At 61.3% G+C, this 13302-nt stretch carries 16 protein-coding genes; 9 read left to right on the top strand and 7 right to left on the bottom strand.

Annotated elements, in window-relative coordinates; all coding sequences use genetic code 11:
* The first annotated feature begins 197 nt into the window (after positions 1 to 197).
* The 4 genes from RHIBUN_RS0111640 (at position 198) to RHIBUN_RS0111620 (ending at position 2748) form a co-directional block, all read left to right on the top strand.
* Positions 198 to 407 (top strand): cold-shock protein, encoded by a 210-nt coding sequence (locus tag RHIBUN_RS0111640; protein ID WP_018859764.1) that lies wholly within the window; start codon positions 198 to 200, stop codon positions 405 to 407.
* A gap of 52 nt (positions 408 to 459) precedes the next feature.
* Positions 460 to 999 carry a hypothetical protein gene (locus tag RHIBUN_RS0111635; protein WP_025659717.1) on the top strand — a complete coding sequence of 180 codons (540 nt, stop codon included), beginning with the start codon at positions 460 to 462 and terminating at the stop codon, positions 997 to 999.
* Between the two features lie 347 nt (positions 1000 to 1346).
* Positions 1347 to 1586, top strand: a complete 240-nt coding sequence (locus RHIBUN_RS0111625) for a hypothetical protein (RefSeq protein WP_025659716.1) — start codon at positions 1347 to 1349, stop codon at positions 1584 to 1586.
* A 169-nt stretch (positions 1587 to 1755) separates the two neighbouring features.
* Positions 1756 to 2748 carry an adenosine kinase gene (locus tag RHIBUN_RS0111620; RefSeq protein ID WP_018859761.1) on the top strand — a complete coding sequence of 331 codons (993 nt, stop codon included), beginning with the start codon at positions 1756 to 1758 and terminating at the stop codon, positions 2746 to 2748.
* On the opposite strand, the gene RHIBUN_RS0111615 is transcribed toward RHIBUN_RS0111620, so the two are convergent.
* A complete protein-coding gene (locus RHIBUN_RS0111615) occupies positions 2741 to 3280 on the bottom strand; it encodes an SH3 domain-containing protein (protein ID WP_018859760.1) in 540 nt (179 codons plus the stop codon). The two genes, RHIBUN_RS0111620 and RHIBUN_RS0111615, sit on opposite strands and share 8 nt — an antisense overlap.
* 181 nt (positions 3281 to 3461) lie before the next feature.
* Between RHIBUN_RS0111615 and RHIBUN_RS0111610 the strand changes: the two genes are divergently transcribed.
* Entirely contained in the window at positions 3462 to 4463 is a 1002-nt protein-coding gene (locus RHIBUN_RS0111610; protein WP_018859759.1) for a D-glycerate dehydrogenase, read from the top strand.
* Here RHIBUN_RS0111610 and RHIBUN_RS0111605 read toward each other — a convergent pair.
* Genes RHIBUN_RS0111605 through recF form a run of 3 tightly spaced genes read right to left on the bottom strand, consistent with a single transcriptional unit; the run spans position 4460 to position 6875 of the window.
* Complete coding sequence (locus RHIBUN_RS0111605) at positions 4460 to 4933, bottom strand: GNAT family N-acetyltransferase (RefSeq protein ID WP_025659715.1); 474 nt, start codon at positions 4931 to 4933, stop codon at positions 4460 to 4462. The genes RHIBUN_RS0111610 and RHIBUN_RS0111605 overlap by 4 nt on opposite strands.
* Positions 4930 to 5754: a molybdopterin-synthase adenylyltransferase MoeB gene (locus tag RHIBUN_RS0111600; RefSeq protein ID WP_025659714.1), complete on the bottom strand. Its 825-nt coding sequence runs from the start codon at positions 5752 to 5754 to the stop codon at positions 4930 to 4932. Before RHIBUN_RS0111600 ends, RHIBUN_RS0111605 begins: the two co-directional genes overlap by 4 nt.
* Positions 5751 to 6875: a DNA replication/repair protein RecF gene (gene recF / locus RHIBUN_RS0111595; RefSeq protein ID WP_025659713.1), complete on the bottom strand. Its 1125-nt coding sequence runs from the start codon at positions 6873 to 6875 to the stop codon at positions 5751 to 5753. The genes RHIBUN_RS0111600 and recF overlap by 4 nt, the downstream gene beginning before the upstream one ends.
* A gap of 159 nt (positions 6876 to 7034) precedes the next feature.
* On the opposite strand from recF, the gene RHIBUN_RS0111590 reads away from it, so the two are divergent.
* The 3 genes from RHIBUN_RS0111590 to RHIBUN_RS0111580 all read left to right on the top strand — a co-directional run bounded on the left by RHIBUN_RS0111590 (position 7035) and on the right by RHIBUN_RS0111580 (position 9244).
* A complete protein-coding gene (locus tag RHIBUN_RS0111590) occupies positions 7035 to 7748 on the top strand; it encodes an LssY C-terminal domain-containing protein (protein ID WP_025659712.1) in 714 nt (237 codons plus the stop codon).
* Positions 7749 to 7845: 97 nt separating this feature from the next.
* Positions 7846 to 8682 carry a carbon-nitrogen hydrolase family protein gene (locus RHIBUN_RS0111585; RefSeq protein ID WP_025659711.1) on the top strand — a complete coding sequence of 279 codons (837 nt, stop codon included), beginning with the start codon at positions 7846 to 7848 and terminating at the stop codon, positions 8680 to 8682.
* 94 nt (positions 8683 to 8776) lie between these two features.
* On the top strand, positions 8777 to 9244 hold the full coding sequence (locus tag RHIBUN_RS0111580) for a truncated hemoglobin (protein WP_025659710.1): 468 nt from the start codon (positions 8777 to 8779) through the stop codon (positions 9242 to 9244).
* Positions 9245 to 9252: 8 nt separating this feature from the next.
* Here RHIBUN_RS0111580 and RHIBUN_RS0111575 read toward each other — a convergent pair whose 3' ends face one another.
* Both RHIBUN_RS0111575 and RHIBUN_RS0111570 read right to left on the bottom strand, forming a co-directional pair.
* Entirely contained in the window at positions 9253 to 9774 is a 522-nt protein-coding gene (locus RHIBUN_RS0111575; RefSeq protein WP_025659709.1) for a GNAT family N-acetyltransferase, read from the bottom strand.
* Positions 9775 to 9795: 21 nt separating this feature from the next.
* The gene (locus RHIBUN_RS0111570) at positions 9796 to 10362 is read right to left on the bottom strand and encodes an XRE family transcriptional regulator (RefSeq protein ID WP_025659708.1); all 567 of its coding nucleotides are present in this window, start codon (positions 10360 to 10362) and stop codon (positions 9796 to 9798) included.
* 140 nt (positions 10363 to 10502) lie between these two features.
* On the opposite strand from RHIBUN_RS0111570, the gene lepA reads away from it, so the two are divergent.
* Positions 10503 to 12335 carry a translation elongation factor 4 gene (lepA, locus tag RHIBUN_RS0111565; protein WP_025659707.1) on the top strand — a complete coding sequence of 611 codons (1833 nt, stop codon included), beginning with the start codon at positions 10503 to 10505 and terminating at the stop codon, positions 12333 to 12335.
* 63 nt (positions 12336 to 12398) lie between these two features.
* Here the strand turns inward: lepA and RHIBUN_RS0111560 are convergent, their stop codons facing one another.
* On the bottom strand, positions 12399 to 12854 hold the full coding sequence (locus RHIBUN_RS0111560; protein WP_018859749.1) for a GFA family protein: 456 nt from the start codon (positions 12852 to 12854) through the stop codon (positions 12399 to 12401).
* Positions 12855 to 13302: the final 448 nt, after the last annotated feature.

The raw sequence follows: 13302 nt of genomic DNA, 5'->3' as shown, positions 1-13302 counted from the left end.
ATGAAATGCGAGGGACCACCAGCCGCACGCGTATAGGTGGGACGCAACCGGGTCGTCTTGGCATGCGCAAGCTCAGAAGTCGGCCACGGCCACCAGAGCAACGCGGTGTCCCGCTGCATTTTCAAATGCTCTTGTGCCCACGGGCAAAATCGTGCGATGTCCGATGCCGGCTGGGGAGACCAACATGGGGGTAAATTTTGCCAACAGGTAAAGTCAAGTGGTTCAACCAGGACAAGGGCTTCGGATTCATCACTCCGGATGACGGCGGAACCGACGTCTTTCTTCACATCACGGCCGCTCAACGAGGCGGGATCGACACCGTGAAAGAAGGAATGGGCATAGCGTTCGAAGTCGCTCAGGACCGTCGAACCGGCAGAACGTCTGCCGACAATGTCCGGCAAGTTTGAAAACGGTCAGTGCGGCCGAAGGGCCGCACTGACTCCGCCGCTCGGAGACGACATGAAGCGTACTTTGGCTGCCGGCCTCGTCATTCTCTTTGCCGCCGGGCCATCATTTGCCGATGACGCGAGTTCCAAACTTTCATTTTTTTACGACAGCTGCGTTTCTTCTGGCCCGGACTTCGAGCGCACGGCTGAGCGTGCGAAAGCCGACGAATGGCCTTCGATGGCAGAGGATATGGCGCTGACCTTCACCCCGATGGAGAATCCGGAAGCGCTGGAAGGATGGATCGTCAGCGGCGGCGAAGCTGAGAGCTTTCAAGCGCTGGTGGTCTCGCGGGCGGATGTCGGCGGCAAAACCGTCGAAGGCTGCACGGTGGCGCTGGGGGACGTCGACGCGGATGTTTTCGAGAAAGCGCTGGTCGAGAAGGTGAACGCTGTCTTGGCGGGTGAAGAGCAAGGGCAGGATCGCGTTTACAAGCGATATACCGCCACCATCAACGGGCGCAGCGAGGCGATCACCTTGACGCTCCCGCTCTATGCAAAGGGTTCCGATCAGATCATCGCCAGCGCCGTGGCAGAGCAGCAGATCGAACACTAGCTCGCCGCCGTCGGCCATGCGCCTTTATCAGATGATATGAGATTTTAATGTCGGAGGCCCGTCGTCCGAATGGAACGGCTATGGCTTTGTCCGCATCCTGTGACGAGAGGTCACGAACCCCGGCCGCCCGTCGAGGGCATATTCACGTGACCTGTTTGCCAACCAGCAGGAAACGTACATGCATCCCCAATGGAAGCCATTTGTCGTGGAGATCAAGAAAACACGTCGTCTTTTTCCAGGGTCGCCATCAAAAAGCGACTTTCATTTGGAGAAAGCCAGCCCCGACGACGAAAAGCGCGCCCGCGAGGTTGCGCAGGGCACACGACCAAACGACGAAAGATAGTAGGATGGTAAGCAGGAACCTCCCCCATGAGTATTTCTTCCTCAATGGCGCACGTTCCGACGGACCGATTATCGGCCATATCGACGGCACACCGATCCCCGCTCGCGTAGTCGACACCAGGGGCAGCCGCTATCGTTTCGTTGGAATTGCCCGTCGCGATCGACGTGGCAGGCTCGATGTCACTGCCTTGCGCAAGAACGAGTGGCTCGTAAAGCCCGACCTGATCTATGCTGCCGCTGCTTGAGACGCGCCTTTTGAACGCCGCGGTCACGGGGGGCCGCCGGCGACATTTGACCCGTCACAGTGCATTTTTGCGATGAGATAGACGGCCCAGCGGCATTTCCGCTTTCCATGCGGCGAAAATTCGCTAAGACCGGTCACCGGCTATCACCTAACCCGGGACCTTCCCTTTCATGACCAAATTCGATGTTCTGACTGTCGGCAACGCGATCGTCGATATCATCGCGCGTTGCGACGACCAGTTCCTCATTGACAATGAGATCACCAAGGCCGCGATGAACCTCATCGATGCCGAGCGCGCAGAACTTCTCTATGCGCGCATGGGACCGGCGGTGGAGGCTTCCGGCGGCAGCGCCGGCAACACGGCCGCGGGTGTGGCGAGCTTCGGCGGCAAGGCCGCCTATTTCGGCAAGGTCGCGGAAGACCAGCTCGGCGAAATCTTCGCGCACGATATCCATGCGCAGGGTGTTCACTATCAGACACAGCCGAAGGGGACATTCCCGCCGACCGCGCGCTCGATGATCTTTGTCACCGAAGACGGCGAACGCTCGATGAATACCTACCTCGGCGCCTGCGTCGAGCTCGGGCCCGAAGACGTCGAGGCCGATGTCGTCGCCCAGTCCAAGGTCACCTATTTCGAAGGCTACCTCTGGGATCCGCCGCGCGCCAAGGAAGCGATCCGCGAATGCGCCCGTATCGCCCACGAGAACGGCCGTGAGATGTCAATGACGCTTTCCGACAGCTTCTGCGTCAACCGCTATCGCGGCGAATTCCTCGACCTGATGCGCTCCGGCACCGTCGACATCGTCTTCGCCAATCGTCAGGAAGCGCTGGCGCTCTATGAAACCGACGACTTCGAAGAAGCGCTGATCCTTATCGCCAAGGACTGCAAGATCGCGGCCGTAACGATGAGCGAGAACGGCGCCGTGATTCTCAAGGGCAGCGAGCGCTTCTACGTGGATGCGATCAAGATCAGGGAACTGGTCGACACCACAGGCGCGGGCGATCTCTTTGCCGCCGGCTTCCTCTATGGCTACACACAGGGTCGGACGCTGGAAGACTGCGGCAAGCTCGGCTGCCTCGCGGCTGGCATCGTGATCCAGCAGATCGGCCCGCGGCCGATGAAGTCGCTGGCCGAGGCCGGCAAGCAGGCGAACCTTATTTAAAGGCTTCGCCTGGATAAGCGCCCCAGATTTCCGACTGCGCCACCCATCCTTCGGCGCCGTCTATCTTGGCAAAGCACCAGTCGCCATTGCACTCGCCGATGTTCATCATGACGCCGGGCTCGAGCTTGGCGACGACGCTTGCCGACGGCTGGGCATCGCGGCGCATGTTGACGTAGACAGACTTACCCTTGCCCTTCATCCATGGGGCGGCGATTGCCGCACGCGAGCCCGACAGCAGCGATTGGTTGACCCAACCCTCGGTGCCGTCGGCATCGCGGATCTGGCGCCAGTTGTCGTATTCCTGAATGATTTCGACCGGCAGGCCGGCCTTCAGATACATCCATGAGGCCGCATAATCGGTGCCAGGGCCGATACGCAGGTTGACGCGCTTGGACTTGAGCGTGACGAAGCGCGGCAGCGGCAGGCCACTCGGTCCCTTTGCCGCCTGTGCGGAGGCCATTTCAGCCGTTCCCGCAGAAAGCACGAAACCGATCGCAAGGGCGAGGCAAGATTTCAGGACTTTGCTATGCATGGGACTTCCGTTTGCTCAGAGGAGGGCAGGACTGCTGCCTGATTCCGGGAATTCGACATTCCTGCGCACGCTGAGCGAGTTTTGTTTGTCTTCGCGCGCGGGTCTGGTAGAAATTCCCCGGAACGGGAAAATTATCCCGCGTCTTGGTTAAGGACCTCTGAACAAGTTAGCGCCGGCGCACATGACGACGAAGAAAAAACCGAAGGTCTACATCACGCGGAAGCTGCCCGATGCGGTCGAGACGCGCATGCGCGAACTCTTCGACGCGGAACTCAATATCGACGATGCACCGCGCTCCAAAGCCGAGCTGATCGCCGCCGTCAAAAGCGCCGACGTGCTCGTTCCGACCGTCACCGACCGGATCGATGCCACGGTGATCGAGGAGGCCGGGCCGCAGCTGAAATTGATCGCCAGCTTCTCGAACGGCACCGATCACATCGACGTTGAGGCGGCGGCTCGCAAAGGCATCACCGTCACCAATACGCCGAACGTGCTGACCGAAGACACCGCCGACATGACCATGGCGCTGATCCTCGCCGTTCCGCGCCGCTTGGGTGAAGGCGCGCGGGTGCTGACCGACCATCCCGGCGAGTGGCCCGGCTGGTCGCCAACCTGGATGCTCGGGCGGCGGATCCACGGCAAGCGCATCGGCATCGTCGGCATGGGGCGGATCGGCACCGCCGTTGCGCGCCGCGCCAAGGCTTTCGGCCTCTCGATCCACTATCACAACCGCAAGCGCGTCAACCCGGCGACCGAAGATGAGCTGGAGGCGACCTACTGGGAGAGCCTCGACCAGATGCTCGCCCGCGTCGACATCGTTTCTGTCAATTGCCCCTCGACACCGGCAACGTTCCATCTGTTGTCGGCCCGCCGTCTGGCGCTGCTGCAGCCGACGGCCTACCTCGTCAACACCGCCCGCGGCGACGTGATCGACGAAGCGGCACTGATCAAGAGTCTGCGGGAGGGAAAGCTGGCGGGCGCCGGTCTCGACGTCTTCGAGAATGAACCGGCGGTCAATCCGAAGCTCGTCAAGCTCGCAAATGAAGGCAAGGTCGTACTTCTGCCGCACATGAGCTCGGCGACGATCGAAGGCCGCATCGACATGGGCGACAAGGTGATCATCAACATCCGCACCTTTATCGATGGCCATCGCCCGCCGAACCGCGTGCTGCCGGGCCGCTAGGCCGGAACAGGCTTGCGCATCTCGATCGATGTCGTCCTGGTGAATCCGGGATGGGCATTTTCAGCGGTCTTCTCAAATCCCCAGCGGATAAAGACATCGTGGTTTTCGACAAGCTCGATGCGCGTTTCGAGCCTCAGTGATGGCAGGGAGTGGGACCGCGCCACCTCTTCCGAGACCGCCAGCAGCCGACGGCCGATACCCCGGCCCTGCGCGTCGGGCGCGATCGCCAGCTTGCCGACATAGAGGCAGGCTTCTTCTGGTCGCAGAAAGACGCAGCCACATAAAGCATCGCCTTCCATTGCCGCATAGGCGATTTCAGAACGCGCCTTATCGGCAAGCGTCGTCGGCGTGAGCTTCAAGGCGGAGGATGGCGGATCGATCCGGTCGTTCATATAGGCGAACGACGACAGGACTAGCGCCAGCAACTCCTCCCAGCGTTGAAAGTCTTCATCGATCCGAATGATGTTCATGACGCCGGGCTCTGTTTCTGGCGACGCCTCTTGTAGCGGATCGTGTCGAAGCGGGCGGCAAGCGCATCATAGAGCAGCAGCCGTCCAATCAGCGGTTCGCCCGTGCCGGTGACGAGCTTGATCGCTTCCATTGCCATCAGCGTGCCGATCACGCCGGTCAGCGCACCGATGATGCCGGTCTCCGCACAGGCCGGGATCAGACCAGCCGGCGGCTTCTCGGGGAAGAGATCGCGATAGGTTGGGTTCGGTGTGCCATCCTCCGCCGTCTCGTAGGGCTTGAGCACTGTGACGGAGCCATCGAAGCGACCAACCGCGCCTGTCACCAAGGGGATTTGCGCAGTCTCGGCAGCGTCGGCCGCCGTATAGCGCGTATCAAAATTGTCGGAGCCGTCGATCAGCAGATCGAAGCCTGAGAGATGGCGGCGCGCCGTGTCAGGCGAGAAGCGCTCTTCGAAGCGGATCACGTTGACGTGCGGGTTCAACCTTGCAATCGCGAAGGCGGCACTCTGCGTCTTCAGTTCGCCGATCGTGCCGGAATCGTGGATCACCTGCCGCTGCAGGTTGGAAAGCGAAACGCGGTCGTCATCGGCGATACCGAGCGTGCCGACGCCGGCGGCTGCAAGATATTGCAGGACCGGCGCTCCCAGCCCACCGGCACCGATGACAAGCATGCGGGCGGATTTCAGTTTCTGCTGGCCTGCGCCACCGATCTCGGGAAGCAGGATATGGCGCTGATATCGCGCGATTTCTTCCGGGCTGAGCGGTTCCATGGGCGCGATGCTAGCATGGCCTTTGGTTGAGGGGGAAGCGGCATCGGTCATTCGAAAACCTTTCCATCGGCAACGGTGAAGAATTGCGCGCGCTCGCCGAGAGCGGAAAACATGGCGCAGTCCGTGCCTGTCATGAAGGCCTGGCCGCCGAGCGCGTCAATGAGGTCGAAGAGCGCAGCACGCCTGCCTTCGTCGAGATGCGCGGCAATCTCATCAAGCAAGAGAATCGGCGCATGGCCCGTGAGATTGGCGACCAGACGGGCATGGGCAAGAATCAGTCCGACCAGCAGCGCCTTCTGCTCGCCGGTGGAACAGCGCGATGCTTCCATCTGCTTTTGCCGGTGGCGGACAAGCAGATCTGCGCGATGGGGGCCGTCGAGCGTGCGGCCGGCCGCGGCATCGCGGTAGCGGCTCTCGGCAAGCATAGCCGCATAGTCATCCTCAAGATCAACGGCGGGGCGCGAGAACTGACCATCCATAAAGCCGGCGAGCTCCAGCGTTGCGGCAGGAAAGGGCGAGGTTTCGTGCGTCTCGTCGATCAGGCGGGCAAGAAGACCGAGCATCTCCTGGCGTGCCATCGCCATGGCAATGCCGAGGCTTGCCATCTGCTGCTCGAGGCCGGAGAGCCAGGCGGGATCGAAGCGACGCTCGTCGAGCAGCTTGTTGCGGCTGCGCATGGCGCGTTCAAAATCGCTGGCACGGCGGCCATGGGCCGGATCGAGCGACAGCACGAGCCGATCAAGGAAACGGCGGCGCTCGGACGAACCACCGGTGAAGAGGCCATCCATCGAGGGCGTCAGCCACAGGAGACGGAGATGGTCGGTCAGTTCATCGGCCGACTTTGCAGGCGTGCCGTTGATCCGCAGGCGGCGGGAAATGCTGTCGTCGGTGATATCGACACCCGTGCCGATTTCCACCCCGCCGTCCATGCCATCGAGCTCCGCGAAGATCGAAAATCCGGCCGTCGCACCGACACGGGTGACATCACCATAGGTGGCACGACGCAGGCCGCGGCCCGGCGACAGGAAGGATACGGCCTCCATCAGATTGGTCTTGCCGGCGCCATTGTCCCCCGTCAGCACCACATGCCGACCGTCGAGCGACAGCGAGACAGACGCGTAGTTGCGAAAGTCGGTCAGCTTGAGACGGGACAGGGAGACCTTGTGCGGCATTCGATATCCGGATTCGTGGTGCCCGAGAGCTAAGCGCAACGGGGCCGGATGGCAAGGGTGCGGGTGTAGTGGGGATGCCGATGATGCATGGGTGCGCACCTGGATGTTGGCCACATGACCGGAGAATCGTATGATGACGTCGAGGTTGGGGGGACTTCGATGAGACGTTTGACGAAAACACGGATGGCGATCGGCGGTGTGGCGGTCTTGTTGGTCGCCTATCTGCTTGTCACTTATTTCCTCATTCCCGAAATATGGATCCATCGCGACGCCAGCCGTATTGCGGAATTCGGTCCAATGGTGACGACCACCAAGCAGGATATTCCCGGCGACCCCATCAATGTTGGGCTCGTCGGTTCGAAGGAGAACGTGCTTCGGGCATTTGCATCGGCTGGGTGGGACCCGGCCGACAAGATCACGCTGCGGACATCAGCCGAAATCGGCTTGAGCGTCGTGCTCGATCGGCCCGACCTCGACGCTCCCGTGAGCCCATTGCTGTTCGAGGGCCGCCAGCAGGATCTGGCATTTGAAAAGGCCGTGGGCAAGAGCGCCGACGAGCGCCACCACGTCCGTTTCTGGCAAACCAAGAACAGCGGTGCAGATGGGCAACCGCTGTGGCTTGGATCGGCGAGTTTTGATCGCGGGGTAGGCTTCAGCCACGATACCGGCCAGATCACCCATCACATCGCGCCTGATGTCGACGCTGAGCGAGATCTTGTTATCGGCGATCTTCAGGCAGCCGGGCAATTGTCGTCGACTTACGAGATCGCGGGCATCGGCGCCACGAGGACCGGCCGCAACGGTGGCGGCGATCCCTATTTCACCGATGGAAAGGCGCTGATCGGCGTGCTGCGCGCTGTCGGCGCCCCTTAACGCGCTTCGCCTCGTGCACCTTCATCGTCGCCAATTTGCGGTTCCAAATAGCGTCGAACAGTTGAAAAATGCGGGCCGAATCGCGAGAGGTGCGCCGTTGAAGATAGCCGCAGCACAGACCATCGTTTCGCCTGACATTACCGCGAATGGCCGAACAATCCGGAGCATGATTGCGGCCACCGCTGCTGATGGCGCGCGGGTCATCAATTTCTGCGAAGGCGCACTGTCGGGATATTCGAAATCGCAGATCCTGCATCCCGAGGACTGGGCCAGCTTCGATTGGCGGCAGCAGGAGGCCGAGCTTCGGGCAATCGCCGATCTCTGTAGTGATCTTCGCATCTTTGCGGTTGTCGGCGGAGCACATCGGCTGGCAGAGGGCTACCCCCCGCACAACAGCCTGTATGTCTTTTCCGAAACCGGAGCGCTGCTTACCCGCTATGACAAGAGGTTTCTGTCAAACAGCGAACTTGGCGGCTGGTACTCTCCCGGCACCGCGCCGATCACTTTCGATATCAACGGCTACCGATTCGGTTGCGCGATCTGCATCGAAGCTACGTTTCCGGAGGTATTCCAGGAGTATGCCAATCTCGGCGTCGATGCCGTGTTCTTCTCCTCCTATGGCATTCCCGAATATTTCCAGATTGCGCTGCGCGCGCATGCGGGGCTGAACTGCATCTGGATCGGCGCTGCAACGCCGGCGCAGAAGGCCGCCAAGGGGCCGGCCAGCATCATCGGCCCGGATGGAAAATGGGTGGCGCAGTGTGCTGCCACTCCCGAACCAGGCCTGGCAACCGCGGTGTTGAACCGAGACGACCCGGCATACGACATTCCGCTGCAGAAGGCCCGACCGTGGCGGCTCAAGGCGCGACAGGGTGATATCTATCGCGAGAGGATGGCGGACGATCCCCGAAGCGAAGACAGAAGCGGCTACTGACGCGCAATGCTGCCTTGCGTCGCGGTCCCTTCATCTCGAGACGCAGATGGCCTATATGAGCGCTGTCGCGGATTGCGACGCGCCGGAGTTGACGATGGATACAGAAATTCAGGGCCGCGCGGCACATGTCGCCGCCATACGCGAGCGTGCCGAAGCCGAGATGACGGCGATGGGCGTCGACGAGGCGTTCATCGATCGGTTGGTCGAGACGTTCTACGCCCGTGTGCTGCAGCATGCGACGCTTGGACCTGTGTTTGATGCCCGGCTTTCCGGCCGCTGGCCCGACCATATGCAGAAGATGAAGAGCTTCTGGTCATCAATTGCCTTTCGCAACGGCGCTTATGGCGGCAAGCCGGTGCAGGCGCACACGGGCGTCGCGAACCTGACGCCCGATCTCTTCCCGCAATGGCTGGCACTGTTTTCCGCGACGCTCAGCGATATCGCGCCGAACCCTGAGGCCAAGGCCTGGTTCATGACGACCGCTGAACGCATCGCCAAGAGCCTGACGCTGTCGCTGTTCTACAATCCAGCACTCGACGCGCCCCAGGCCAAACCCGCCTGAGCGCCACTTCAGGCGACACGCTTGTAGAAAAATGTGGTGGCGCAGAGGCCGCCCTCCGGCCACAGCGCATAATCCGGGATGACACCGACCCGCTCCCAGCCCAGCCTGGGGTAGATCGCCTCGGCATCGCTGCCGGTTGCCGTGTCAAGCACGAGGAGCGTCTTGCCGCGGACGGCGGCTTCTCGTTCCGCAGCATCCATCAGCAGACGTGCAAGGCCCTTGCCCCGGGCCGAGCGATGCACCAACAGCTTCTTCAGATCGCCGCGATGCGGCTGATTCGGCATCTGTGCGGCACCGACCTGCACCGTGCCAACGGCTCTGCCGTCGATCTCCGCCACGAGGAGCAGCGTTGCACCGGACGCGACGGCATCGGCGACGCCCTGCCAGTAAGGCTCGGCATCCGCGTTGCCATAAGGCTGCATGAAGCCGACCGAGGCGCCGCCGTTGACGCAATCGGTCAGCACGTCGCAGAGGTCGGGGATCGCCGCATGGGCTTCTGCCGCATCAAGAAGGCGGATCGTAGCTGTCATCACTTTTTCTCCTGAAATGAATTAGCGCCCGCGCCGATCGAGTACGACGCAATAGCGGGCGGGAATGTTGCCGGGGTTATGAAAAACATGGCCTTCGCCGACCGGCATGAACAGGCAGTCGCCAGGCAGCAGTCGGTAGACGGTGTCGCCCGTCGTCATTTCCATTTCGCCATCGAACAGCCAGACATGCTGTGTCATGCCGTTGCTGGCTGCGTGCGGCGGGAAACTAACGCGACCGCCTGGCGGGAATTCGACATCGACGATATCGACAGACGAAGCGGCTCCCCGCGGCGAGACGGAGCGCCTGACGTAACCGGTCTCCGGATCCCGCCAGACCTGCTGGTCCTGACGGCGCGACAGCGGCGAGACCTCGCCGTCCTCGGCAAAGAAGGCCGACAGCGACAGGCCGAGCGCTGCGCAAACCCTGGCGAGGAGCGGGGCCGTCGGGCTCGCTTCGCCGCGCTCGATGCGGGAGATCATCGCCCGGCTGACGCCGGAGGCGTTGGCCAGGTCTTCCAGCGTCAAATTCCGCTCGATCCGCAGTCTGCGGATGCGAAGGCCGATCGCCGTTTCGAGTTCTTGTTCCATCATTGGATCCGATTTTCTTTTATAATAGAATTTCACGATCTGATAATAGAATCAAGTATCATGTTTCGGTCCGCGAAACGGCGACTTATCGTAAACGAACCCCTGCTTTTCCGCTTTGCGGCAAGGGTCGGCGCTGCTATATGGCGCGCATGAGCACCAATTCGACGACTCCGCTTTCCCATATCCGCAATTTCTCGATCGTGGCCCACATCGACCACGGCAAATCGACGCTTGCCGACCGCCTGATCCAATCGACCGGCGGCCTGGCCGAGCGCGAGATGTCCGAGCAGGTGCTTGACAACATGGATATCGAGCGCGAGCGCGGCATCACCATCAAGGCCCAGACGGTGCGTCTGCACTACAAGGCCAAGGATGGCGAGACCTATATCCTGAATTTGATCGACACGCCCGGACACGTCGACTTCGCCTATGAGGTCTCGCGCTCGCTCTCGGCCTGCGAAGGTTCGCTGCTCGTCGTTGACGCCAGCCAAGGCGTGGAAGCCCAGACGCTCGCCAACGTCTACCAGGCGATCGACAACAACCACGAGCTTGTCACCGTCCTCAACAAGATCGACCTGCCGGCCGCCGAACCTGATCGCATCAAGGAACAGATCGAGGAAGTGATCGGTATCGATGCCTCGGAAGCCGTGTTGATTTCGGCAAAGACCGGCCTCGGCATCCCCGATGTCCTCGAGGCAATCGTTCAGAAGTTGCCGGCGCCGAAGAGCCCCGGCGGTGAAAAGGCACCGCTGAAGGCGCTGCTCGTTGACAGCTGGTACGACACCTATCTCGGCGTCATGGTCCTCGTCCGCGTCATTGACGGCGTGCTGACCAAGGGCCAGACGATCCGCATGATGGGCACGGACGCAAAGTACCAGGTGGAACGCGTCGGCGTGCTGACGCCAAAGATGGTCAATGTCGACAGTCTCGGGCCTGGCGAAATCGGCTTCATCACCGCCTCCATCAAGGAAGTGGCCGATACGCGCGTCGGCGATACCATCACCGAGGACAAGCGCCCAACGGCGCAGGCCTTGCCGGGCTTCAAGCCGGCACAACCGGTCGTGTTCTGCGGTCTCTTCCCCGTCGATGCCGCGGATTTCGAGGATCTGCGCGCGGCGATGGGCAAGCTTCGCCTGAATGATGCCTCCTTCTCCTTCGAAATGGAATCATCGGCCGCACTCGGCTTCGGCTTCCGTTGCGGCTTCCTTGGCCTGCTGCACCTTGAGATCATCCAGGAACGCCTTGAGCGCGAATTCGACCTCGACCTGATCGCCACTGCGCCTTCGGTCGTCTACCAGCTGACGATGACCGACGGCAGCGAGCGCGAACTGCACAATCCGGCTGACATGCCCGATGTCGTCAAGATCGACGAGATCCGCGAGCCCTGGATCAAGGCGACGATCATGACGCCTGATGATTACCTCGGCGGCATTCTCAAGCTCTGTCAGGATCGTCGCGGCATCCAGACGGAACTCACCTATGTCGGCACCCGCGCAATGGTGACCTACGAGTTGCCGCTCAATGAAGTTGTCTTCGACTTCTACGACCGGCTGAAGTCGATTTCGAAGGGCTACGCCTCCTTCGACTATCACCTCGAAGGCTACCGCGAAGGTAACCTCGTCAAGCTGTCGATCCTCGTCAATGGAGAGCCTGTCGATGCGCTCTCCATGCTCGTCCACCGCGCGTCTGCCGAGAAGCGTGGCCGCGACATGTGCGAGCGGCTGAAGGAACTGATCCCGAAGCACATGTTCAAGATCCCAATCCAGGCAGCGATCGGCGGCAACGTGATTGCCCGCGAGACCATCTCGGCGCTGCGCAAGGACGTGACGGCCAAGTGCTACGGCGGCGACGCCACCCGAAAGCGCAAACTTCTGGACAAGCAGAAGGAAGGCAAGAAGCGCATGCGCCAGTTCGGAAAGGTGGAGATTCCACAGGAAGCCTTCATCGCCGCGCTCAAGATGGGCGACGAATAAAAGCATCATTTTCAGCCCGGCCGGCGCACGACGCATGGCCGGGCTTTTTGATCCTGCGCTGCCTCAACTGCAGGCCATGTATTCCTTCACCAGCCCTTGATAGGCGTCCATCGACGGCAGCGCCTCGTAGCTGCGGACCGCGCCGGTTTCGGCGAAGGGCAGTTTTTCGCGGGTCCAGGTCTCGATGAACGGCCGGAACCAGCGCGGATCGTCCAGCATCGTCGGACGCAGGTTGACGAACCAATCCATCCCGTCCGATCGCGTGAACATCCAGGTCATGCAGTGGCCGCAGAAATAGTGGTGCGCCTCGACGCCGTGCAGCCCACCGATGACGGGCTCTCCTTCGGTGATTTCGAAGGCCTCCGCCGGGATCGCGGCACTCAGCGAAAAGGCGCTCGACGACATCTTCTGGCACCCTGTGCAATGGCACGCCATGGTCAAAAGCGGCTTTGCGCGGATCTTCAATCGCACGCGGCCGCATCGGCAGCCACCGGTCCAAGGTAGATTTACTTCGGTCATCGCGACCTCCCTTCGTCATACTCAATCTAGCGGCAGGCGGCGCGGCGTCAAACTGTCGGCGGCAGGCAAACCGGCATCGCCTCCTAGGAATCGGAAAGCCATGATCGCGCGGATATTCGCGCCACTGGCAGCGACCAAGCGATAGCGACCTTTGGATCGAGTGCACACTGGCCCACCTCCGCCCCGGCCCGCTTGTCGACCAGAATCAACGCACCGTTTTCCGTCAGCGTCTGCAAGCCACGGGCGAAGACCGGTGCCACCTAATCCAGTCGTTCCCCGAAATCGCGGGACAACGCAGCATTTCAAAAATAGACGGCGGCAAGATGTCGCAAACGACCCTATCGGTCATTGAATAGTCAACGTAATTCGCCGCAAAGGCATCAAAAGATGAGCCGGCTACTCTCGGTATCTGCAATCATTGATTGAATGCATTGAAGCTTGCCCATCG

Origin of the sequence: Rhizobium sp. IBUN (assembly GCF_000510625.1) — a bacterium.
GTDB lineage: Bacteria > Pseudomonadota > Alphaproteobacteria > Rhizobiales > Rhizobiaceae > Rhizobium > Rhizobium altiplani.
This window is presented reverse-complemented; position numbering and strand designations above follow the sequence as displayed.